We start from the raw sequence: 21,181 nt of genomic DNA, 5'->3' as shown, positions 1-21,181 counted from the left end.
TCTGGAGACCGTGAGTCTGACCCTCGGTATCGTCGGCCTGCCCAACGTCGGCAAGTCCACGCTATTCAACGCCCTTACCCGCAACGACGTGCTCGCGGCGAACTACCCGTTCGCCACTATCGAGCCCAACGTCGGCGTCGTCGAGCTACCGGATGCGCGGCTGCTCCGGCTCGCGGAGATCTTCTCGTCGGAGCGGATCCTGCCCGCCACCGTGTCGTTCGTCGATATCGCCGGCATCGTCAAGGGCGCCTCCGAGGGGGAGGGGATGGGCAACCAGTTCCTCGCCAACATCCGCGAGGCTGACGCCATCTGCCAGGTGGTGCGGGTGTTCGACGACGGCGACGTGGTGCACGTGGACGGGCGCATCGATCCGCTTGCCGATATCCAGGTGATCGAGACCGAGCTGATTCTGGCGGACATCCAGACCATAGAGAAGGCCTTGCCGCGCCTGGAGAAGGACGCGCGCAAGAACAAGGACCTCGCCGAGACGGTCGCGGCCGCCAAGCAGGCGCAGGAGATCCTCGACGCGGGCCGGACCCTGTTCTCGGCGCAGGGCGAGATCGACGGGCCTGCGCTGCGCGAGCTGCACCTGATGACGACGAAGCCGTTCCTGTACGTGTTCAACTCCGACGAGGGCGTGCTCACCGACGAGGACCGCAAGGCCGAGCTGCGCGCCGCCGTCGCCCCCGCCGACGCGGTCTTCCTCGACGCCAAGGTGGAGGCCGAGCTGCTCGAGCTGGACGCCGAGGACGCGCTGGAGCTGCTCGAATCGGTGGGCCAGAACGAGCCTGGTCTGGACTCGCTGGCGCGCGCCGGTTTCCACACCCTCGGCCTGCAGACCTATCTCACCGCGGGGCCGAAGGAGTCGCGGGCGTGGACGATCCGCAAGGGCGATACCGCCCCCAAGGCCGCCGGCGTGATTCACACGGATTTCGAGAAGGGCTTCATCAAGGCGGAGATCGTCTCGTTCTCCGACCTCGACTCGGCCGGATCCATGGCCGCCGCAAAGGCCGCCGGCAAGGTGCGCATGGAGGGCAAGGACTACGTGATGGCCGACGGTGACGTGGTGGAGTTCCGATTCAACGTGTGATTGCGTTCCGCAAAGCTGCAGTGCTGACCGCCCCGGTTGCTTGGTGACGAGGCGGCCGAGGCGGTGTCGTCTGATGGATCGTGTGCTCCGCTGATGAGGCTGCGTCGATCGCGCTATCATGAGTGATAGCAGAGGAGGTGGTTGCCGATGTCGTCCATCATCGTTCGCGGTCTCGACGACGCCGTGAAGCAGCAACTCGCCACGCAGGCGAAGGAACACGGCCGATCCATGGAGGCCGAGGTCCGCGACATCCTGACCAGGGCAGCGCGACGGCCGCACATCGGCATGGCGTTGCTGGCTGCCGCTCAAGAGGTCGGCGGTGTCCAAGAACTGCCGGTCCCAGTGCGCGATGACGTCGCACGGTCGGTGGACTTCGGGTGATCGTCCTCGACACGAACGTCATCTCGGAGGTCTTTCGGCCTTCGCCGGAGGCGCGCGTCGTCGGTTGGCTCGCGTCGCTGACGGGGGACGTTTCGATCACGTCAGTGACGCTCGCCGAACTGCTCGCAGGCGTGCGGAGACTGGCGGACGGTCGTCGCAAGACAGAGCTGACGAAGCACATCGAATCGGCGCTCGGGCCGTACCGGGGGAGTCGTTCGGTGCTGCCGTTCGATGAAGCGGCGGCGGAGTGCTACGCGGACGTGCTTCTCGCCCGCGAGGCTGCAGGAGCGCCGATCAGCACGGCCGATGCGCAGATTGCTGCGATCTGCCTGGCGCACGACGCGACCTGCGCGACGCGGAATGTCAAGGACTTCGCGAACACCGGCATCGACCTGATCAACCCGTGGAGAACTGACGGATGACGCATTCCGTGCTCGACGTCATCGCTCACGAAAATCTCACCGAGGGTGAACTGTGTGAGCTCCGGCGGCTCTTCGACGGCGAGCATCTCGATGATTTCGGAGAGTGGGATCGAACAGCCTTATGGCTCCGCACCGCACGATGTTCACGTTATCGCGCGCATCGACGGCCGCGTAGTCGGGCACGTGCGATGAGCCCACCGTGAGATTGATATCGGTCTCGAGACTGTCGCGATCGCTGGAATCGGCGGAGTCCTGGTCTCCGATGAAGCGCGAGGGATGCGCCTCGGGGCTCGCTCATGGAGCGGGCAGAGCGGTCGATGAAGGATCATCACAGCGTCGCCTTCGGCTACCTGGGCTGCCGGAAGCAAGTCGTCGCGTTCTCCGAGGTGTGTGGGTGGACGCGGATCGTTGCCCGCGAGAGGTCGATCGGGCGCAAGGGTGCACCCGTCGTGGATGAGCCGGGCCGGCCGATCCTCATCCGACCCATCAGCGCGTCGCTGGAGTTGTGGCCGGACGGCGACATCAACCTGCGTGGACGTGCTTGGTAGTTCTGTCGGCAGATGGCCTTCTGTGCCGGAACTCGGTCGAGTTCCGGTTTAACGTCTAGCGTTAATGACGGTCCCCGTTATAGACTCGCCTCGTGATCAGATCGTTCGGCACCAAGGACACTGAACGCATCTGGCATGAGCAGTACGTCAAGCGCGTCGACCGGACCGTGCAGCGGGCGAGCATGCGGAAGCTCGAGCTGATCCATGCGGCGAAGGATGTCGAAGACCTCCGGGTCCCGCCGGGGAACCGGTTGGAGCGGCTCGTCGGCGACCGTCGCGGACAGTACAGCATCCGCGTGAACGCGCAATGGCGGCTCTGCTTCTTCTGGAGACATGGAGGTGCGGACAATGTCGAACTCGTCGACTACCACTGAGGCGGATCTGATCGAGCCGATTCACCCTGGAGAGGTCCTCATGGAGGACTTCATCGAGGGCTTCGGGATCACGCAGAACAAGCTGGCCGTGTCCATCGGGGTGCCGCCGCGGCGCATCAACGAGATCGTGCACGGCAAGCGGGGAATCACGGCGGACACGGCGATTCGGCTCGCGAAGTACTTTGGGACGTCCGAGGAGCTCTGGATGAATCTGCAGTCGAACTACGAGCTGCGCCTGGAGCGCCGGGCGCTGCGCGACGAGGTCGCTGCGATCACTCCGCTGCAGGTCGCGTGACCGGGCACCTCATCGTGATCTCCGGTCTCCCGGGTGTCGGGAAGACCAGCGTTGCCGAGGTCTTCGCTGTGAACACGGGAGCGGTCCACCTGTCCATCGACCCAATCGAGGAGTCGATTCTCGCCTGCGGATTGCCGGCGGGGCGGCAAGTCGGTGTCGCGGGGTATGAGACGGTACGTGCGATGGCGGAGCAGAATCTGCGGCTCGGTCACGATGTCGTCGTAGATGCAGTCAACGACGGTGAGGAGGCGCGGCAGATTCGGCGGACGGCGGCCGCGCGTACGGGCGCATTCCTCGAATTCGTGCACCTCATGATCTCTGATGTGCCGGAGCATCGGCGAAGGCTCAGCGGCAGGGATCGCGGTCTCGCCCACGTCAGTGAGCCGACCTGGTCGGATGTGCAGCGTCGTCGCGCTGACTATGCCGTCTGGTCCGATGAGGTCTTGGAGTTTGACACGGCAGCGCAGGCTGCGGACGAGATCGCGGACTCACTCACCGAGCGCCTCAGTGCGAGATGAGGCACCGTCGTCGCTGATGACTCTCCGTGCCGGAACGTGGTCGAATTCCGGTTCAACGTGTGAGCGCGCGCCCGCCCATCGTCCGCCCATCGTGATGGTCGTGACGTGATCGTGCCGATTATGGTCGTGTCATGGCATCGATCCAGACCTTGAGCGATTCGGACCGGCGGGTACTGGCGCGGTGGGCGCTGTCATGCGCTGAGCGGGTGCTTCCGCGGTTCGATGCCGACGCTGCTGCGCAAGCCGAGATCTGCGATGCGGTGGACCGTACCCGTGCCTACAGCGCCGGGGAGAGCAGCGCTGGTGAGGAGATCAAGAAGCGTTTGTTCGCTGTGAAAGCGGCCAAGGCCGCGACGACTCCGGCCGGTGGTGCCGCAGCGCGGGCAGTGGGCCAGGCGGCCGCGGTCGCACACATGGATGCCCACGCGTTGGGGGCTGCCGCCTACGCTGCCAAGGCCGTCTCGTTGGCTCACCCGGATCGACCGGAAGCCGTGCAAGAAGAAGTACGATGGCAGATCGCGGACCTCACAGATCGTGAGCGTGAGGCGCTGCGTCGGCTCCCGCCTCTCGGGGCTGACTCATCTGGACCGCTCGGGGAGGGTCTTCTGTCGCGTGGCGTGCTCGGCTCAGTGATCCGCCAGATCCAGGCGGCTATTGGGTAGCGATCGCTCACGGAGCCTCGGGCAGCGTCAGCAGTGACGTCTCCAACCTCCCGAGAATGTACATTTCGGGGTACTCTTGAGTCGTGGAGATCACCGCAACCAAGGCACGCGACCAGCTCGGTCGGCTCATCGACCGGGCGCACAGCGAGCCCGTATACCTCACTCGCCACGATCGGCGGGTGGGCGCGATCGTGGATGCCGACACCCTCGATCGGCTGATGGAAGCGGCCGAGGAACTCGAGGACATCGCGGCCTATGACGCGGCGAAGGCCGAAGGCGGGGAGAGCGTCACGCTCGATGAGCTCCGTCGCGAGCTCGGTCTGTGACCTGTACCGTTCGAATCGCGTCCGCCGCGCGTCGTCAGATCCGCAAGCTCCCGCGTGACGGTCAGGAGCGGGTCAGCGCTGTACTTGTCCTGCTGGCTGATGAGCCTCGGCCGCCAGCGTCGAAGAAGCTCACTGGCCGTGACGCCTGGCGCGTTCGTACGGGGAACTGGCGAGTCATCTACGAGATCCACGATGACGAACTCCTCGTCATGGTCGTCGCGGCGGGGGACAGGCGTGACGTTTACCGGCGCTGACGCACATGGTTCTACGTGTCGGAACGTGGTCGAGTTTAGATTTTCGAACTGACATCCGGCGGCGAGATGGAGTGGGCTCTGCAGGGGAGAACGTTGGCGAACGACCCGCCGAATCTCGATGGAGCTATTGTCAAATCCTGTGGATGAGTGTGTGTCAGGCGGCCTGTGATTCGCCCTCGGTGGCGGCCGGATCGCCTTCGGTGCGTTCGACGAGGACGCCCTTGTCGAACGTGGTACCGGCACGGACGTGGGCGACCAGGTGCGGCGCGTTCACGGCCCGCCAGCGGCCCTGTGCGGCTTCGATGAGCTTGTAGGCCATCGCCATCGCGGCGGCCCGCGAGCCGGGCCCCTTGGTCACGCGTTTACGCAGACGGACCGTCGAGAAGGTGGACGCGATCGGGTTCGTGGTGCGCAGATGCGTCCAGTGCTCGGCCGGGTATCGGAAGAACTCGAGCAGCACGTCGGCGTCGTCGGTGATCTTCGCGGCAGCCTTGGGCCACTTGACGCCGTAGTCGTGCTCGAATGCGGCGATCGCCTTACGGGCGAGGTCGATGTCCTCGGCCCCGTAGATTTCCTTCATCGCCGCATTCGCACCGCGGTGCACCGATTTCGGCAGGGCGGCAAAAACATTGGCCTGTCTGTAGAACCAGCATCGCTGCTGACGGGTATCAGTGAACACCTCCCGCAGCGCGTTCCAGAAGCCCAGGGCGCCGTCGCCCATCGCCAGCGTTGGCGCCCGCATGCCGCGGCGTTCGCAGTCGCGCGGCAGATCGGCCCACGACTCGTTCGATTCGCGGTAGCCGTCGGTCAGGGCCACGCGCTCTTTGCGGCCGTCGGCGCGCACCCCGATCATGACCAGGAGACACAGTTTGCCCTGCTCGAGCCGCACCTTCAGGTGGATCTCGTCCACCCAGAGGTACACGTATTTGACCTGTGAGAGGTCCCGCCGGCCGAAGGCGGCCGCCTCTGACTGCCACTGGTGAGTCAGCCGGGTGATCGATGCCGGCGACAGGCCGGCGCCGGTGCCGAGGAACTGCTCGAGCGCGGGCTTGAAATCGCTGCCAGGCAGGCCCCGCAGATACAGCAGCGGCAGCACCTCGGATATCTGCGGCGACTTGCGGGCCCAGGCGGGCAGGATCGCCGAGGCGAACCGCTTGCGCTGCCCGGTGTCGGGGTCGATGCGCTTGTCGCCCACGCGCGGCGCGGTCACCGGCACCGCGCCCGCAGAGGTGATCACCTCCCGCTCGTGGTGGTAACCATTACGGACCACGAGCCGGTGGCCCTTGTCGTCGACCTGACCTGCGTGCGCCTCGATATAGTCGGCGACCTCGGCCTGCAGGGCGGCGGCGAGCATCCGCCGGGCCCCGTCCCGGACGATCTCATCGAGCAGCGACCGGCCGGCACCGGCCATCACCTCGCCGCTGTGCTGGTCTTCGCTGCCGTCGTCGTTGTTGTCTACTACCGTGAGCGCGGGCGTACCTTCCCGACAGCGTTGCCGCGCTGGTCTTGATCAGAGTCCTGTGAGTTCGTAGATCATCTTCCGGGAAAGTACGCCCTTCCCGACATCCACAGGTTCTGATCATTGCTCCTCCGGCCGCGCAACGGGATATGTCTTCGATCGAGGACTTCACCGCAGGGCGCTGGATCGTCGGTCAGAAGGAAAGGTACATCCGCGAGATCCAGGCGTCGGTCGAGCGGCAGTGCGCGGTACCTCGCTCCGTCGGAGAGGAAGCAGTCCCCGTGCCTGATACACGAAGTGCGGTCCACGCGGTGCGCACTGCCTACGGGGCACGCGCCCAGGAGTACACGGAACTGCTCGGTTCGATGGAGTCGATGTCGCTGAGCGACGTGGCGGCGATCAACGGCTGGGCCCGCCACGTCGACGGCGCGATTCTCGACGCGGGCTGCGGCCCCGGACACTTGGCGAAGCATCTGCGTGATCGGGGCGCCGACGTCGTGGGTGTGGACATGGTCCAGGAGTTCGTCGAACCCGCACGCGCACGGTTCGCCGGGGTGCCGTTCAGCGTCGGCCGTCTCGAGGCGCTGCCGGTGGACACGGACGCACTTACGGGCCTGCTCGCGTGGTACTCCGTGATCCACAGCCCGCCGAGCATCGTCGCGGAGATTCTCACCGAGTTCGCCCGATGCCTCAGGCCAGGGGGCTCCCTTCTCCTCGGATTCTTCACAGGGCCGCGGATCGAACCGTTCGGTCACGCGGTGGCCACCGCCTACATCTGGCCGGTCGATGCAATGGCACGGCTACTGCGAAGCTCAGGGTTCGATGTGGTGGACGTCCAGACGCGGGAGGATCCCGGCGTGCGGCCGCACGCGGCCATCACCGCCGAATTCCGCGGCTGATCGTCCGGACATGGGGCGCCCTGCGCACCAGCAGGACTGGGATGAGCGCAAGCGCGAGCACGCCGCCGCCGAGCGCCAGCCACTGGTAACCGGCGGAGGACATGACGACCCCGGACATGGTGCCGCCGCCCGCCCCGGACAGTGCGATGAGAACGTCGATGGTGCCCTGCATCCTGGGTCGGTTCTGCGGAACAGTCGCGTCGACCACCAGCGCGGTCCCGGAGACCAGGCCGAAGTTCCAGCCGAGGCTGAGCAGCATGAGCGCGAGGGTCAGCAGGCCCAGCGAGTCGCCCGAAGCGGTGGACGCGACGATCCCGGCCAGTAGCAGCGTGACCCCGGAGGCGACGGCCATCGGTGTGCGGCCGAGCTTGTCGACGAGGAGGCCGGTGACGAGCAAGGACAGCCACATCGCCCCGATGCGCATGCCGATGACGAGCCCGACGGCCGCCAGATCGAAATCGTGCGCGCGCATGTGCACGGGCGTCATCGTCATGATCGCGACCATGACGAGCTGCGCCACGACCATCACCGTGGCGCCCGCGTATGCCCCGGCCCCGATTCGCGGCGCAGCCCCCGTCGGCGACATATCGGTGCTGTCCCCGTGCGGGGGTCACGCTCGCGATGCGCCGCGCGAGCAGGTACGGGTCGGGGCGCAGGAACACGAAGAGCACCAGCCCGGCGGCGACGTAGGCGGCGGCGGCCAGGATGAGCGGACCGGCGAGCGTGGGCACGCCCAGGGCGTCGGCGAGGCTGCCGAGCGGGTCGATGAGGTTCGGCCCCGCCACGGCGCCGACGGCGGTGGCGACCATCGCCACGCTGCTGCCGAAGCCGCGTCTATCGGGCGGGGCCAGATCTGCGCCCGCGTAGCGCGCTTGCAGGTTCGTCGCGGCTCCCGCCCCGTAGACGAACTACGCGACGAACAGCAGGGGCACGCTTCCGGCCATTGCGGCGACGACCACGAACGCCGCCAGCGCTGGACCGAGGGTGAACAGCCCTGTCGGCAGCCCCGAGTGCGCATCGGAACCCAGCATGTTCTCCGCGAGCAGCGCGCCCACCGAGATTCCCGCGGCGAGACCGGCCCCGCCGAGGATCTGGCTGAGGACGACGGCGGTGAGGGTCCGCTTGTGCACCCGCGCGCGCTGGGCCTCGGCGGCAGCGGCGCTCGCGGAGAAGGGGATCGGTCTGCACCGGAACCGGTCTCCTTGCCCCCCGCGTCGGCGCGATGAGCACGACGGCAACGTCGACGGTAATCTAGCGGGCCGAAAGCAGTGCAGGGCGGAGTCGTTCAGACGTGGGTCCCGACGTTGACGACGCGTCCCGACGCGTCGCGGTAGAAGAACCGGCGCACGCCCCACGGCTCTGTGGACAGGGGATGGATGATCTCCAGCCCCGAGGTCACGGCGGCGGCATGGGCCGCCTCGACGTCGTCGACGAAGACGGAGACATCAGGGTTGACGGGGGCGGTCGCATCGGTGGTCATCAGACCGATCTGCCTGCCGTCGTGGTCGGCGAGGAACACGATCCACCCCATGTTCATCACCACCCGCATCCCGAGGACGGATGAGTGCTCGGCGACGGCGGCGTCGATGTCGTCGACGGTGAGTATGGGTGCGATCCGTTCGACCTTCATACGTGCTACACGAGCATCTCGGTAGCGCCTGGTCAAGAGGGGCGCACGTCGCTGTGAGGCGGAAGGATCCGATAAAGTCGCCCAGCGTGAACACTCGTAGGTGCGCCACCGTAGGGCGGAGCTGACGCGATGCCGTTCGAAGGCACTCCTGATATCAGCATCCGCAGCACGTTCGGGCCGGAGGAGTATCCGCGGCTCGTGGCGGTGTGGCGCAGCGCGGTGGATGCCACGCACGACTTCCTCGCCGAGGAGCACCGCGCCGAGATCGAATCCCACTTGGCCTCGGACTACTTTCCGCAGGTGGAGTCGTATGTGGCGGAGCGCGGGGGAGTGCCCGTCGGATTCGCCGGTGTCGCGGAAGGGAATCTGGAGATGCTGTTCGTCGACGCGTCCGCCCGCGGCCAGGGGATCGGGAGCGCGCTCCTGTCGTCCGTCGTCGCCGGGCACGGTGTGCGTACCGTCGACGTCAACGAGCAGAACGCACAGGCGGTCGGATTCTACGATCGCCACGGATGCCGGGTGGCCGGCAGGAGCGAGTTGGACGACCAGGGCCGTCCGTATCCGCTTTTGCACATGGTGCAGGGGTGACGCTGCTACCGTACGTTTCGGGGCGGTACGCGCCTACGTGTGAGAACGGCGCCAGGACCCCGCCTCGCGGTTGAGCCGCCTGCGTGAGGAGGTCCGATCCGCCATGGGAACCCTCAGCTACGCGGCGACGGTGTCCATCGACGGCTACGTCGCCGACTCCGACGGCGACTTCCAGTGGACCGCCCCGGACGACGCGGTGTTCGCGGCCCATCTCGAGCGCATCGCCGGAGTGTCCACCGAGGTGCTCGGGCGCAGAACGTACGAGTTGATGGGTTTTTGGGATACCTATCCGGACTCGGCGGACAGTCCTGCGGCGGAACGGGAGTTCGCCCGGCATTGGCGGGCCATCGACAAGGTCGTGGTGTCGTCGACGATGACGCCGGAGCGGCTCACCTCCGAACGGGCTCGCATCGCGTCAGCGGTGAGCCTCGTCGAACTGCAGCGGATCGTGGAACGTGCAGAAGGCGCGGTCGAGATCTTCGGGCCCACCACAGCGGCGGAGGCGATCCGTGCGGGGCTCATCGACGACTACCACCTCTTCGTGGTGCCGAGGATCGTCGGCGGCGGCCTTCGGGCTCTGCCTGACGGCGTGCGACTCGATCTGAGGCTCGCCGGACACCGGGTCTTCGACGGCGGCGTCTCATATTCGCGGTACCGGCGCCGCTGAGCCGGCCCGGGGCCCGCTCACCGGTCGATCATGACCGCGAAGCGAGCCCGCGGCGCACAGCGTCGAGCGTCGTTTCCGGCGAGTCGTTGAAGCAGAACGGGACGCCCGGCCGGAGGGCGGCCACCGTGTTGACGACCCGCTCGAATACGAGTGTGTACTCATGCGACGTCCGCAGCCCGGATCCGACCTCGACCGCGTCGAACGGCTCGTCGCCGACGACCTTCCGCACCGCCGACTCGGCGGCGTCGGCGTCGTCGGGCAGCAGGCACACCGTCACATCGACATCGGCCCCGCGGAGCGCCGCCTCGGCCTCGCCGAGGCGGGCACGCAGCGCGCCGGCGTCCTGGCCGGGCCACGGCGAGAAGTCGATCACTTCCGGGTCCATCCCGATCTGCAGCACTCGGGGAGCAGTCATGATTCCACCGTACGACCCGCGGCCATGCGCCTCCAGGGGGAAGGGGCGTGCACTCGGGCTCAGTCGATGGTCACGATCATCGGGCAGTCGCGGGTCGGGTGGTCGGTGACGAGTACCTCCTGCCGGTAGACCTCCTTGATCCGGCGTGCGGTGAACACCGCGCGGGGCGGTCCGTCGGCGACGACCACGCCGCCGTGGAGCATGACGACACGATCGGAGTAGGCGGACGCGAGGTTCAGGTCGTGCAGCACGACGACGACGCAGGCGCCATCGTCGCGGAGCCGGCGCGCGTGCCGCAGCACCGCCTCCTGGTGGCGCAGGTCGAGGGCGGCGGTCGGCTCGTCGAGCAGCACGACGGGAGTGGTCTGGGCCAGGGTGCGGGCGAACGCGGTCCGGGCCATCTCACCGCCGGACAGGGTCTGCACGTCGCGACGGCGCATGTGGCCCACCTCGGCGGCCTCCATGCTCTGTGCGACGATCCTGTCATCCGTTTCCGGGTCGGTGGGATGCGAGAGCCGGGCGAGGTGGACGACCTCCTCGACCGAGTACGAGAACCGCACCAGATGGTCCTGCGGCAGCACCGCCCTGCGCAGGGCAAGCTGGCGCGGACGGTACGATCGCACCGGCGCACCGTCGAGCAGCACCTGGCCGCGAGTGGGCTCCAGGTCCCCCGACAGCGTGGCGAACACCGTCGACTTGCCGGCGCCGTTCGGGCCGATCAGAGACGTGAGTCGTCCCGCTTCGACATCGATGTCGAGTCCTTTGAGGATGTGGTTGCCGCCGAGCATCACGTCGACCCCGGTGGCGCTGAGCAGACCGGTCATGCGCGCATCTCGCTTCGTCGACGGAACAGCAGCCACAGGAAGAACGGTCCGCCGACGAGGCCGGTGAACAAGCCGATCGGCACCTCCGACGGGGGGTTGAGCGTGCGCGCGCCGATGTCGGCCACCACGAGCATCAGTGCGCCGCCCAGCGCCGAGATCGGCAGCAGCCACCGGTGCCCGGGACCGATCAGGAGGCGCACGATGTGGGGGACGACGAGGCCGACGAAGCCGATCGAGCCGGCGAGTGCCACCGCGGCGCCCACCACCAGTGCCGTGGCGACGATGAGCAGGATCCGGGTGCGCTTGACGTGCAGGCCCACATGGTGCGCCTGCCGTTCGCCGAGCGCGAGGACGTCCAGCGGCCTGGCCAGACTCAGCATCACCGTCACCCCGACGACGTAGAGAGGAAGTGCGGCGAGCATGGTCGACCACGACGCGCGGTTGAGCGACCCCATCGACCAGTAGGTGATCGACTCGAGCTCGGTGGTGTCCGCGATGTAGGTGAAGAAGCCGTTGGCGGAGCCCGCGATCGCCGTGATCGCGATGCCCACGAGCAGCAACTGGACGGTGCCCCGGCCTTTGCCGGGACGCGCGAGGACGTAGATCAGCCCGGTGGTCATCAGGCCGAACAAGAACGCCATGCCGGGCACGGTCCACGTGCCGAGGACGGTCAGGCCCAGCACGATGGCGGTGATCGCGCCCAAGGATGCCCCGGCGGTGACGCCGATGATGCCGGGGTCGGCCAGCGAATTGCCGAACAGTCCCTGCAGCGCCGCGCCGGAGATGGCCAGCGCCGATCCGACCATGGCGGCCAGCAGCACGCGGGGGAAGCGGATTTCCCAGACGACGTTGACCTCGGCGACCGAATGCTCTGCGGCGTCGCCGATGCCGATCTTCGCGGCGAGGATGTCGATGACGTCCAGCGGGGCGAGCCCCAGCGGCCCGGTCGCGATGCCGGCGACGAGGCCGGCCAGCAGGAGCGTGGCGACGATCGCGACCGCCAACGGTCCGCGGGGGCGGCGGACGACGCCCTTGGACTCGCCGTCGTCATCGAAGCGTGCGGCCGTGACCGGGGCGGTGCGGGGTGCGGCGCTTTCGGCGGTCGTCATGCGTTCTGATGAAGCTTGGACTGCAGGTCGAGAATGCCCACGCCGGCGCTGATGCCGCCGCCCTTGAGCTGCATGTCGTCCATCACGATCAGCGTTTCAGACTGGGCGGCCGGCGTGCCGCGCAGGCCCTTGACGTGCCCCCAGATGCCGTCCTCGCCGCCGAGGTCGTCGATCTCCGAGGAGGCCACGACGATGACCTCGGGTGCCGCGGCGATCAGGCCCTCGGCGGTGATCGACTGGTAGCGGTCCAGCCCGGACTCGGCGCCGGTGTTGAGTCCGCCCGCCTGGACGATCACCTGGTGTGCAGGAGTCTGCTGCCCGGCGGCGGTCGTCGCGCCGCTGTCACCTGCGCCGCTGGAGGAGAGGATCATCACCCGCGGGCGCTCCGTGACCCCGTCGAGCTGGGCTGCGGCCTGGTCGAACTGCTTTTGCACCGCATCCGCGAGCTGCGCGCCCGCCTCCGGAACGCCGAGCACCGCCGCGGTTTTGCCGATCTTCTGCGGGGCCAACTGTGTGCCGTCGATCAAGGTGGCCGGGATCCCGGCGTCCTGCAGCCCGGTGATGACCTCGCCGTGGCGGCGCATGCTGGTGCCGATGACCAGCGTCGGTTCCAGGGCGACGACGCCCTCGACGGTCAGGCTGCCCCGGCCGGCGGTGGTGATGCGCTCATCGGCGTTTGCGGCGACGTCCTCGATCAGCGAGGTTTCGGGCGCAATGCCGATCGTGTCGGCCATGCCCAGCGCGGCCATGATCTCCATGGTGGCGTCGTCGAGTACCAGCACCCTGTCGAGGCTGGTCACGGTGATCTCGACGCCGTCGTCGCCGGTGAACGTGATGGGGAGCTGCGGATCGGGTGCATCGACCGACGGCACCCCGGCGCCCTGGACGCCTCCGGCTCCGGAGGCGTCCACCGCAGCTGCTTCGTCCGATGCGCTCTGGGCGGTGTCGGAACCGCATCCGGCCACGGCGAGGATCAGGGCCATCAGAAGTGCCGAGAGGGTCAGGCGGCACGGGATTCGGGTCACGAGATCTCCTGGGAACACGCGGATACAGGAACTCGGCGGCTCGAAATGGGACGAACGGCCGAATCGGTAATGTGACCGTACCCTAACTCAGGCAAGGCTTGCCTTATGGATCACTTCACGGCAAGGGGGTATCCCGTGCATAGCGCCCGATCCGCGTGCCGGGCCGACGGCTCTTCGGTGTTCCACGCCGCTTCGAGCACCGAAGAGCCCCCGGCTCGGGGCCGCAGCTATGCCGGTGCCACCACCGCCCACTTCACGCCGAACTTGTCGACCACCTGTCCATAGAGGTCGCCCCACGGCGCCACCTCGAACGGCATCGCGACCTCGCCGCCCGTCGACGTCACGCGCTCGATGAACGCCCGGCCTTCGTCGGCGGAATCTATCTCGAGCAGGAACGAGTACACGTCCGAGCGCAGGGGCGGACGGTCCGAGCTCATGGCATCGCCGCCGCTGATCGCGATGGCGTCCGCGGTGAGCTTGGCGTGGGCGACGGCCTCCGGCGGAGGCGTGAACGGCAGGCCGTCGAGGTCGGCGCTGCCGTAGGTGAGCAACTCCAGTTCACCCCCGAGCAGGTCCTGGTAATAGACGAAGGCCTCCGCGGCGTTGCCGGGGAAGCTGATGTAGGTGCTGCTGGTCACGGACATGTCGGGCCTTTCTCGGTGCATATCGGACGGGGAGTTCCCGCTGTGCATGCGGACCCGCGCTCGCCCGGGAACTCATCGCCGGCGGTTCCCGCGCGTGCGTAACCTGGTGGCATGTTGTTCGCATTCTCCGTGGCCCCCACCGTCAGCGACGCAGAGGACGGCTCGGTGAGCGAGGCGGTGGCCGCCGCGATCGGGGTCGTCCGCGCGTCGGGGATCCCGCACCGCACCGACTCCATGTTCACGACGCTCGAGGGCGAGTGGGATGAGTGCATGGCCGTGGTCAAGCGCGCATGCGACGCGGTCGCAGAGTACGGCCCGCGGGTGAGTCTGGTGCTCAAGGCGGACCTGCGCCCTGGCCGCACCGGAGAGCTTGACGGCAAGGTGGACAGGGTCGAGCGGCTGCTGGAGTGAGCACGGGGCGGATGAGAATCCCGGGTCACCCCATCCGGAACGCACGCACCGGTAGGGCCCGCTCGACGCCCGCCGCGGCACCGCCTTCCGTGGTGATCCCGGTGATCATCTCGCCGGGGGCCATGTGGCCGGGGAGCGCGGACAGGTACACCGTGTGCGCCTCCAGGGACGCGATGCCCTTGGCGACGGAACCCTCGCTGAGGGGGATGGCGTGCGCGGCGCCGGGGCCGGGGACGAGAAGCCACTTCGTAGACCAGGGCTCGAGCCCGTCTTCGGTGAGCTGGTCGCGGAAGATCCACGGATTGTCCGCGTCGCGGATCGCGTCGATGGTGGCGATGCCAGTGTGGCGGTGGTCCACGTGGTTGAGCCCCCAGCCGGGTTCCAGCTCCCAGGTCTGCCCCACGATGGCGTCCGGCCGGAACTCGCGGATGCGCCGTGCGATGGCTTCGCGCACGGTGTGGTCGGCAGGCACGAGCCCGTCAGGAAAGTCGAGGATGGTCAAGTCGTCCACGCCCACGATGGCGCAGGCGTCCCGCTGTTCTTCGGCGCGCAGGGGCCCGACCTCCTGCGGCAGCCTGTCGCGGATGCCGGCCTCGCCCGCGGTGAGTAGCAGGTAGGCGACCTCCACGCCGCGGGAGCTCCACTCGGCCACCACCGCCGAGCCCCCGTACTCCATGTCGTCGGGATGGGCGACGACGCACAGGACTCGGTGGAGGCCGGCGTCGTCGAAGACCTCGAGAGGCGTCTGCGGACCAGTCATGGGCTCAACATACAGGCGGGGCGGGTGCGTCGGCAGTGATCAGCGTGGCCGCTGCGGGACGCGCATGCGGAAGTACTCGTCACTGCGTGCACGGGACCAGCCACGTGACTCGCGCAGGCCCTCCGCGAGGGTCGCCAGGTAGGGCTCGCCGGGCGCGGTATGCGGAACGGTGGCACAGGCGTGCGATGCGGTGATGGTGAGCATCGGCGTGCCGTCGAGGCGGCCTACCTCGACGACGGTCTCGTAGTGCCCCGGTCCGGATGCGTGCCGCCCGCCGGGGAGCCCGGCGAGTACGACGGCCTCCAGCGGGTCGTCGGGCTGCGGCCGCCGGTGCATCTCCTGCGCGGCGATGTCGACGAACTGCCCCACGGTGACCAGGAAGGCCCGGGCCGGTGTGGGGCCGGCCGCGTCATGGTCGTAGAAGGCCATTCCGCCGCCCCACGTGCGCGATTCGCCCGCGAAGTAGACGCGCCCCGGGAGCGTGACGGCCGCGTCGCGCACCGGCGGGGTGCGGTCGCGTGCGCCCACGTGGTCCACGCGGCCGCCGCGGGGCCGGCCGCCCTCGAGGTAGCACCGCAGCCGGGCGGCGCTCATGTTCGAGCCGTAGCTGACGTACCAGATCAGATCCTGTGCCATCGTCGCCATTGTGCCCCGCCGGCCGCGACCTCGCGGGCACTGCCGAGCAGCGATGGCGCGCGGTGCGTCCCGCGCATCGGCCCCGGCGAGCGGGCGGCCGGGCGTAAGGTTCGACCATGGAACCTGGCTCGGGCGCTGATCCTGACCCGGGCGCTGGGCCGACCGGTCCCGAGCGGGTCATCGTGCTCGGCGGGGATCGGGTGCGGATCGGCCGCGGCACGGACAACGACGTGGTGATGGACGATCTGACCGTCTCCCACCGGCACGCCGAGCTGCGTCCGCGCCCGGGGGAGGGCTCCGGCATCTGCTACGAGATCGTCGACCTGCACACCGACGGCGGAACCTACCTCAACGGCGGCCCCGTGGATCGTGCTCTCGTCCGCGACGGCGACGTCATCGGTATCGGACATGCCACGTTCGTCCTCGACGGCACGCGCCTGGCGGAGTTCGACGACTCGGCCGGGGTGTGGCTGGAGGTCGAGGGGCTGGTGGTCACCGCCGCGGACGACGGGCACCGGCTGCTGGACTCCGTTTCCTTCCCCGTACCCGAACGCTGCCTGGTGGGCGTGATCGGGCCGAGCGGTGCGGGAAAATCAACGCTGCTCAGCGCCCTCACCGGCCAGTTGGACGTGGACGAGGGGCGCGTCCTCTACGACGGCCGCGATCTGCACCGCGACTATGCGGAACTGCGCCACCGCATCGGTGTCGTGCCGCAGCAGGACATCCTGCACGTGCATCTGCCGCTGCGCCGGGCACTGGGTTTCGCCGCCCGCCTGCGGTTCTCGCGTGACACCACAGCGGACGAGCGTGATGAACGGGTGGAGGCGGTGATCGCCGCTCTCGGCATCGCCGGCCGTGAAGAGCAGCGCATAGTCACGCTCTCCGGCGGCCAGCGCAAGCGGGTCAGCGTCGCGTTGGAGTTGCTGACGAAGCCGTCGCTGCTACTGCTGGACGAGCCGACGTCCGGGCTGGATCCGGGCATGGATCGGTCGATGATGATGCTCCTGGCAGAGCTGGCGCACGAGGGGCGCACGGTCATCGTGGTGACGCACAGCGTGCTCAACCTGCAGTTCTGCGACCGGCTGCTGGTGTTGGCGCCGGGCGGTCGGGTGGCGTATTACGGGCCCCCGGAACAGACGCTGCGTTTCCTCGGCTTCGACTCGTGGCCGGAGGCGTTCGACGCGTTCCAGAACGACGGGGCGCGCGACTGGGCGGGGGAGTACCACGGCTCGGAAATGCACACCGGCTACGTGAGCGGCCCCGGGGGGCGAGGGGAGGGCGACGCGATGGGCGCGCCGGAGCGCAGGCTCACGGTGCGCAGGTGGATCGGACTGGTCCGCACGCTCGTCACTCGTTATGCGGCGGCGATCGCGTCGGACCGGACGTTCCTCGCGATCATGGCGGTGCTGCCGATAGTGCTGGGCGCGATGGCGAGGGCACTGGCGGGCGGGGCCCTCGACGCGGAGCACACGGTGAACACGGTTCTCATCATCTGCGTCGGGGCAGTGCTTACGGGCACGGCCAACTCGGTGCGCGAGCTGGTCAAGGAGAGACCGATCTACCGCCGTGAACGCGCGGTGGGGTTGCCGCGGTCCGCGTATCTCACCTCCAAGGTGCTGGTGCTGGGGACGATCAGCGTCGTCCAGGCACTGGTGCTCACCGCGGTCGCCGTGGCCGGGGTGGACGTGGACCCGCGGGGCTTCGGCGGCGTGTGGGGGCAGGTGCGCCTGGAGCTGCTGATCGTCGCTGCGGCGCTGGCGTTCACCGCGATGATGGGCGGGCTGGTGGTGTCGGCCCTCGTGGGTCGCGAGGAGGTGACGATGCCGCTGCTGGTGCTCATCGCCATCGTGCAGGTGATCTTCTGTGGCGCGCTGCTGCCGTTGTATTCGATTCCCGGCCTGGCGGAGGTCTCCTGGTTCGTCCCGGCGCGGTGGGCGCTCGGCGCGATGGCCGGCACGCTGCACCTGCAGGAGCTCCTGCCCGGCAAGTTCGGCGAAGACCCGCTCTTCGCCTCCGACGTGGGCTCGTGGGTGATGGACGTGGGCATCCTCGCGGCGTTGTCGGTGACGGCGGGGGGCGTGGTGTACTGGTTGCTGCGCAGGCAGGAGCCTGCGGTGATGCGGCGCAGATGAGGCAGAAGATGCTGCCGGATCCGTGATCGAGGGGCTGATATGACGGACGTGAGCGCGGAGGATCTGCGGCACCTGCGCCGGTGCGTGCAGTTGGCGGCCGAGGCGGTGGACGCCGGCGACGAGCCGTTCGGGTCGGTGCTCGTCGGAGCGGACGGCGCGGTGCTCGCGGAGGACCGCAACAGGGTTTCGGGCGGCGACGCCACCCGGCATCCGGAGTTCGCGCTGGCCCGCTGGGCGGCGCGAAACCTGCCGGCGGCGCAGCGCGCCACGGCGACGGTGTACACCTCGGGCGAGCATTGCCCCATGTGCGCGGCCGCGCACGCCTGGGTGGGACTGGGGCGGATCGTCTTCGCCACGTCCGTCGGGCAGCTCGGCGGGTGGCTCGCCGAGCTGGGGGTGCCGGCGGCCCCCGTGGCGCCTCTGCCGATCGCGCAGGTGGCGCCGGGAGTCGACACCGTCGGCCCCGTGCAAGAGCTGGCAGGGGAGATCCGGGACCTGCACGCCCGCGCGCACGCGTGACCGTCCCGGAACAAGGGTCGGAAGTCGGCGGGACGCTGCTGAAGCCGCGTGTCGGGCGATAGTCTCGGCGCATGCGTTCGCCGATCCACGACTACCTGACCGAGCTCCTGCAATCGTGCGCGGCCGTCGGAGGCGGCGCGCCCGCCTCGTACATCCCCGAGCTCGCCGAGGCGGACCCGACGTTGTTCGGGGTCGGCCTTTCCGCAGTGGACGGCGCCGTGTACTGCGCGGGAGACGCGGACGTGGAGTTCACGATCCAATCGATCTCCAAGCCGTTCGTCTATGGTTTCGCGCTCGAGGACCTGGGCCCGGAGACGGTGTGGGAGGCGGTGGACGTGGAGCCGTCGGGCGATGCGTTCAACGAGCTGTCGCTGGAGCCGGAGACCGGCCGTCCGATGAACCCCATGATCAATGCCGGTGCGCTGGCCACCCACGCGCTGCTGCTCCCCGGCGGCGGGGTGGACGCGCGGGTGGAGCGGATCCGCGCCGGGCTGTCCGCTCTTGCGGGGCGTGAGCTGGAGATCGACGAGCAGGTCTACCACTCCGAGATGGAGACCGCGTACCGCAATCGTGCGCTGGCCAACATGCTGCGCAGCGCGGGCAACGTGGATCTGGAGCCGCTGCAGCTGGTCCGCGGCTACACCCGGCAGTGCGCGGTGCGGGTGACGACCCGTGACCTGGCGATCATGGCCGCGACGCTGTCGAATGGCGGGGTGCAGCCCAGGACGGGCGAACGGGTGTTCTCGGCGCGCGTGGTGCGCCAGGTGCTCACGGTCATGACGACCTGCGGGATGTACGACTCTGCCGGTGATTGGCTCTCGACCGTGGGGATCCCGGCGAAGAGCGGCGTGGGCGGCGGCATCATCGGAGTGCTGCCCGGCCAGGCGGGGATCGCGACGTTCTCGCCGCCGCTGGATACGCACGGCAACAGCGTGCGGGGGATCGGCGTGTTCGAGCGGATGACCGAGGACATGGGCCTGCACCTGATGTCGGTTCCGCCGCCGGCCCGCTCGGTGCTGCGCGACGACGGCGAGGTCACGGCGGCCGACGGCGGCCGGGTGGGCATCTATGCGCTGCAGGGCGCCATCCAGTTCGCCGGCGCCGAGTGGATCGCGCGGCACCTTGAACAGTTCCCGCCGGAGTCGCCGACGGTGGCCTGGGATCTCTCGCGCGCATACTCCGTCAACAAGGTGGCGCGCAGGCTGCTGCTGGAGATCGCCCGCGGGCTCGAGGACGACGGCCGCACCGTCGTGCTGATCGACCCGGACGGAGTGATCGCGGACCCGGTGATCGGCGACGGGCGGCGGCTGCGCGTGGTGGATTCGCTCGCGGGGATCGTGGGGGAGGAGGCCCTGCGCGTGCCGGCCTTTTACACGAGCCCCAGCGTGGACACTCCGACACCCGACGTCACCACGGTGGAATAGCCGGGGGATCGCACGGCGCGCCGCCGAGGAATGACGAGGGCCTCCGCCGGTTTCGGAATTCGGCCCGGCGGGCCGTGCCCCGTGGGTAGCATCGGCGGCGTGAAGTGGAAGCGCGCCGCACGGCCCTCCGCCCGCGGCGGGACGGATGCGGCTCCCGGCCGGCGCCCCGCCCGCGTGCTGGTGTACAGCAGCGACCACTCCACGCGCGCCGCGGTCGTGGATGCGATCGGCACCCGGCCGTCGCCCAACCTGCCCGAGGTGGCGTTCCTTGAGGTCGCCACAGCACCCATGGTGCTCCGGTACCTGGACGCGGGCGGCATCGACGTGGTGATCCTCGACGGCGAGGCGTCGCCGGCAGGCGGGCTCGGCCTGGCGCGTCAGCTCAAAGATGAGATCGATCAGTGTCCGCCCGTGCTGGTGTTGCTGGGGCGACGTGCCGATGCATGGCTCGCCGAGTGGTCGCATGCGGAGGCGGCAGTGGTGCACCCGCTGGACCCGTTCGACGTCGCGGATGAGGCGCTGCGTCTGCTCCGCTCGATGGTCGGTTCCGAGGCCGGCTGATCCGGCGCCCCCCACACGCCGTGCCGTGGAAAACGAAACACGTCGGCAGGGTTCGTGAGTAGGGTGAGTTCCACGTCACAGAAGAGTCCTGGGTCACAGGGCTGATCCGCATCCCGCGCAATCCTGTCCGTGCGGACGCGGATCCGCTCAGGGGATGAATTCGAGTGCGGCATAGGCGTTTCCGGTGGGTTGCGGCGGAGCGAGAGGAGCTGTCGGACGATGAACGCATACGTGCCGATCTTCGTGATCGGGGCCATCGCGCTCGCCTTCGCGGTGTTCTCGGTGGGCGTGGCGTCCTTCATCGGCCCGCGGCGCTACAACCGGGCCAAGCTGGAGGCCTACGAGTGCGGCATCGACCCCCTCGCGCACCAGTCGGGCGAGCCGGGCGCGGCGGCCGGCCAGCGGGTGTCGGTGAAGTTCTATCTGACGGCCATGCTCTTCATCATCTTCGACATCGAGATCGTCTTCCTCTACCCGTGGGCGGTGCACTTCGACGCGCTCGGGTACTTCGGGCTCGCCGCGATGGCGCTGTTCGTCGTCAACGTCTCGGTGGCTTACGCGTACGAATGGCGGCGCGGAGGGCTCAAGTGGGCGTGAGCGGAACGGGA

30 protein-coding genes are annotated in these 21,181 nt (G+C 68.7%); 19 read left to right on the top strand and 11 right to left on the bottom strand.

Features of this window, described 5'->3' with window-relative positions; translation table 11 throughout:
- The first annotated feature begins 10 nt into the window (after window positions 1-10).
- The 10 genes from ychF to JJ683_RS10275 all read left to right on the top strand — a co-directional run bounded on the left by ychF (window position 11) and on the right by JJ683_RS10275 (window position 4,870).
- Entirely contained in the window at window positions 11-1,090 is a 1,080-nt protein-coding gene (gene ychF / locus JJ683_RS10320) for a redox-regulated ATPase YchF (protein WP_200173813.1), read from the top strand.
- Window positions 1,091-1,237: 147 nt separating this feature from the next.
- Window positions 1,238-1,471 carry a FitA-like ribbon-helix-helix domain-containing protein gene (locus JJ683_RS10315; protein ID WP_200173811.1) on the top strand — a complete coding sequence of 78 codons (234 nt, stop codon included), beginning with the start codon at window positions 1,238-1,240 and terminating at the stop codon, window positions 1,469-1,471.
- Window positions 1,468-1,893, top strand: coding sequence for a type II toxin-antitoxin system VapC family toxin (locus JJ683_RS10310; protein ID WP_200173809.1), 426 nt, complete (start codon window positions 1,468-1,470; stop codon window positions 1,891-1,893). The genes JJ683_RS10315 and JJ683_RS10310 overlap by 4 nt, the downstream gene beginning before the upstream one ends.
- Window positions 1,894-2,189: 296 nt before the next feature.
- Window positions 2,190-2,441 (top strand): hypothetical protein, encoded by a 252-nt coding sequence (locus JJ683_RS10305; protein WP_207280132.1) that lies wholly within the window; start codon window positions 2,190-2,192, stop codon window positions 2,439-2,441.
- 92 nt (window positions 2,442-2,533) lie between these two features.
- A complete protein-coding gene (locus JJ683_RS10300; protein WP_200173805.1) occupies window positions 2,534-2,815 on the top strand; it encodes a type II toxin-antitoxin system RelE/ParE family toxin in 282 nt (93 codons plus the stop codon).
- Window positions 2,790-3,110, top strand: coding sequence for a HigA family addiction module antitoxin (locus JJ683_RS10295; protein WP_200173803.1), 321 nt, complete (start codon window positions 2,790-2,792; stop codon window positions 3,108-3,110). Before JJ683_RS10300 ends, JJ683_RS10295 begins: the two co-directional genes overlap by 26 nt.
- Window positions 3,107-3,628 carry a P-loop nucleotide/nucleoside kinase family protein gene (locus JJ683_RS10290; protein WP_200173801.1) on the top strand — a complete coding sequence of 174 codons (522 nt, stop codon included), beginning with the start codon at window positions 3,107-3,109 and terminating at the stop codon, window positions 3,626-3,628. Before JJ683_RS10295 ends, JJ683_RS10290 begins: the two co-directional genes overlap by 4 nt.
- A 131-nt stretch (window positions 3,629-3,759) precedes the next feature.
- Window positions 3,760-4,290 (top strand): putative immunity protein, encoded by a 531-nt coding sequence (locus tag JJ683_RS10285; protein WP_200173799.1) that lies wholly within the window; start codon window positions 3,760-3,762, stop codon window positions 4,288-4,290.
- A gap of 83 nt (window positions 4,291-4,373) precedes the next feature.
- Window positions 4,374-4,616, top strand: coding sequence for a type II toxin-antitoxin system Phd/YefM family antitoxin (locus JJ683_RS10280; protein ID WP_182348256.1), 243 nt, complete (start codon window positions 4,374-4,376; stop codon window positions 4,614-4,616).
- Window positions 4,613-4,870, top strand: a complete 258-nt coding sequence (locus JJ683_RS10275; RefSeq protein WP_200173797.1) for a type II toxin-antitoxin system RelE family toxin — start codon at window positions 4,613-4,615, stop codon at window positions 4,868-4,870. The genes JJ683_RS10280 and JJ683_RS10275 overlap by 4 nt, the downstream gene beginning before the upstream one ends.
- Before the next feature lie 154 nt (window positions 4,871-5,024).
- Here the strand turns inward: JJ683_RS10275 and JJ683_RS10270 are convergent, their stop codons facing one another.
- Window positions 5,025-6,281 (bottom strand): IS256 family transposase, encoded by a 1,257-nt coding sequence (locus JJ683_RS10270; protein WP_200173795.1) that lies wholly within the window; start codon window positions 6,279-6,281, stop codon window positions 5,025-5,027.
- Window positions 6,282-6,610: 329 nt separating this feature from the next.
- Here JJ683_RS10270 and JJ683_RS10265 point away from each other — a divergent pair, with 329 nt between their 5' ends.
- Entirely contained in the window at window positions 6,611-7,228 is a 618-nt protein-coding gene (locus JJ683_RS10265; RefSeq protein ID WP_307810834.1) for a class I SAM-dependent methyltransferase, read from the top strand.
- On the opposite strand, the gene JJ683_RS19095 is transcribed toward JJ683_RS10265, so the two are convergent.
- From JJ683_RS19095 to JJ683_RS10255, 3 genes are all read right to left on the bottom strand, one after another.
- Window positions 7,206-7,748, bottom strand: a complete 543-nt coding sequence (locus JJ683_RS19095; protein ID WP_307810833.1) for an MFS transporter — start codon at window positions 7,746-7,748, stop codon at window positions 7,206-7,208. The genes JJ683_RS10265 and JJ683_RS19095 overlap by 23 nt on opposite strands.
- A 388-nt stretch (window positions 7,749-8,136) precedes the next feature.
- Window positions 8,137-8,358 (bottom strand): hypothetical protein, encoded by a 222-nt coding sequence (locus JJ683_RS19090; protein ID WP_242474594.1) that lies wholly within the window; start codon window positions 8,356-8,358, stop codon window positions 8,137-8,139.
- A gap of 155 nt (window positions 8,359-8,513) precedes the next feature.
- The gene (locus JJ683_RS10255; RefSeq protein WP_200173791.1) at window positions 8,514-8,858 is read right to left on the bottom strand and encodes a VOC family protein; all 345 of its coding nucleotides are present in this window, start codon (window positions 8,856-8,858) and stop codon (window positions 8,514-8,516) included.
- A 129-nt stretch (window positions 8,859-8,987) separates the two neighbouring features.
- On the opposite strand from JJ683_RS10255, the gene JJ683_RS10250 reads away from it, so the two are divergent.
- Window positions 8,988-9,446 (top strand): acetyltransferase, encoded by a 459-nt coding sequence (locus JJ683_RS10250; protein ID WP_200173790.1) that lies wholly within the window; start codon window positions 8,988-8,990, stop codon window positions 9,444-9,446.
- Between the two features lie 103 nt (window positions 9,447-9,549).
- Window positions 9,550-10,113, top strand: a complete 564-nt coding sequence (locus JJ683_RS10245; protein WP_200173789.1) for a dihydrofolate reductase family protein — start codon at window positions 9,550-9,552, stop codon at window positions 10,111-10,113.
- 28 nt (window positions 10,114-10,141) lie between these two features.
- Here JJ683_RS10245 and JJ683_RS10240 read toward each other — a convergent pair whose 3' ends face one another.
- The 5 genes from JJ683_RS10240 to JJ683_RS10220 all read right to left on the bottom strand — a co-directional run bounded on the left by JJ683_RS10240 (window position 10,142) and on the right by JJ683_RS10220 (window position 14,130).
- On the bottom strand, window positions 10,142-10,528 hold the full coding sequence (locus tag JJ683_RS10240) for a hypothetical protein (RefSeq protein ID WP_200173788.1): 387 nt from the start codon (window positions 10,526-10,528) through the stop codon (window positions 10,142-10,144).
- A gap of 59 nt (window positions 10,529-10,587) precedes the next feature.
- A complete protein-coding gene (locus tag JJ683_RS10235) occupies window positions 10,588-11,352 on the bottom strand; it encodes a heme ABC transporter ATP-binding protein (RefSeq protein WP_200173787.1) in 765 nt (254 codons plus the stop codon).
- On the bottom strand, window positions 11,349-12,461 hold the full coding sequence (locus JJ683_RS10230; RefSeq protein WP_200173785.1) for a FecCD family ABC transporter permease: 1,113 nt from the start codon (window positions 12,459-12,461) through the stop codon (window positions 11,349-11,351). The genes JJ683_RS10235 and JJ683_RS10230 overlap by 4 nt, the downstream gene beginning before the upstream one ends.
- Complete coding sequence (locus JJ683_RS10225) at window positions 12,458-13,486, bottom strand: heme/hemin ABC transporter substrate-binding protein (RefSeq protein ID WP_200173783.1); 1,029 nt, start codon at window positions 13,484-13,486, stop codon at window positions 12,458-12,460. Before JJ683_RS10225 ends, JJ683_RS10230 begins: the two co-directional genes overlap by 4 nt.
- 227 nt (window positions 13,487-13,713) lie before the next feature.
- On the bottom strand, window positions 13,714-14,130 hold the full coding sequence (locus JJ683_RS10220) for a VOC family protein (RefSeq protein ID WP_200173781.1): 417 nt from the start codon (window positions 14,128-14,130) through the stop codon (window positions 13,714-13,716).
- A gap of 111 nt (window positions 14,131-14,241) precedes the next feature.
- Between JJ683_RS10220 and JJ683_RS10215 the strand changes: the two genes are divergently transcribed.
- Window positions 14,242-14,541 (top strand): thiamine-binding protein, encoded by a 300-nt coding sequence (locus JJ683_RS10215; protein WP_200173779.1) that lies wholly within the window; start codon window positions 14,242-14,244, stop codon window positions 14,539-14,541.
- A gap of 25 nt (window positions 14,542-14,566) precedes the next feature.
- Here JJ683_RS10215 and JJ683_RS10210 read toward each other — a convergent pair whose 3' ends face one another.
- Together JJ683_RS10210 and JJ683_RS10205 are read right to left on the bottom strand one after the other, a co-directional pair.
- Window positions 14,567-15,301 (bottom strand): PIG-L deacetylase family protein, encoded by a 735-nt coding sequence (locus tag JJ683_RS10210; RefSeq protein ID WP_200173777.1) that lies wholly within the window; start codon window positions 15,299-15,301, stop codon window positions 14,567-14,569.
- Between the two features lie 39 nt (window positions 15,302-15,340).
- Complete coding sequence (locus JJ683_RS10205; protein ID WP_200173775.1) at window positions 15,341-15,937, bottom strand: histone deacetylase; 597 nt, start codon at window positions 15,935-15,937, stop codon at window positions 15,341-15,343.
- A 116-nt stretch (window positions 15,938-16,053) separates the two neighbouring features.
- Here JJ683_RS10205 and JJ683_RS10200 point away from each other — a divergent pair, with 116 nt between their 5' ends.
- From JJ683_RS10200 to JJ683_RS10180, 5 genes are all read left to right on the top strand, one after another.
- Window positions 16,054-18,069 carry an ATP-binding cassette domain-containing protein gene (locus tag JJ683_RS10200; protein ID WP_200173773.1) on the top strand — a complete coding sequence of 672 codons (2,016 nt, stop codon included), beginning with the start codon at window positions 16,054-16,056 and terminating at the stop codon, window positions 18,067-18,069.
- Between the two features lie 48 nt (window positions 18,070-18,117).
- Window positions 18,118-18,588 carry a nucleoside deaminase gene (locus JJ683_RS10195; RefSeq protein WP_372435282.1) on the top strand — a complete coding sequence of 157 codons (471 nt, stop codon included), beginning with the start codon at window positions 18,118-18,120 and terminating at the stop codon, window positions 18,586-18,588.
- A 71-nt stretch (window positions 18,589-18,659) separates the two neighbouring features.
- Window positions 18,660-20,012 (top strand): glutaminase, encoded by a 1,353-nt coding sequence (locus JJ683_RS10190; protein ID WP_200173769.1) that lies wholly within the window; start codon window positions 18,660-18,662, stop codon window positions 20,010-20,012.
- Window positions 20,013-20,186: 174 nt separating this feature from the next.
- Window positions 20,187-20,573: a hypothetical protein gene (locus JJ683_RS10185; RefSeq protein ID WP_200173834.1), complete on the top strand. Its 387-nt coding sequence runs from the start codon at window positions 20,187-20,189 to the stop codon at window positions 20,571-20,573.
- Between the two features lie 219 nt (window positions 20,574-20,792).
- The gene (locus JJ683_RS10180) at window positions 20,793-21,170 is read left to right on the top strand and encodes an NADH-quinone oxidoreductase subunit A (protein ID WP_200173767.1); all 378 of its coding nucleotides are present in this window, start codon (window positions 20,793-20,795) and stop codon (window positions 21,168-21,170) included.
- Window positions 21,171-21,181: the final 11 nt, after the last annotated feature.

Source organism: Tomitella cavernea (genome assembly GCF_016599145.1).
GTDB classification, from domain to species: Bacteria; Actinomycetota; Actinomycetes; order Mycobacteriales; family Mycobacteriaceae; genus Tomitella; species Tomitella cavernae.
This window is presented reverse-complemented; position numbering and strand designations above follow the sequence as displayed.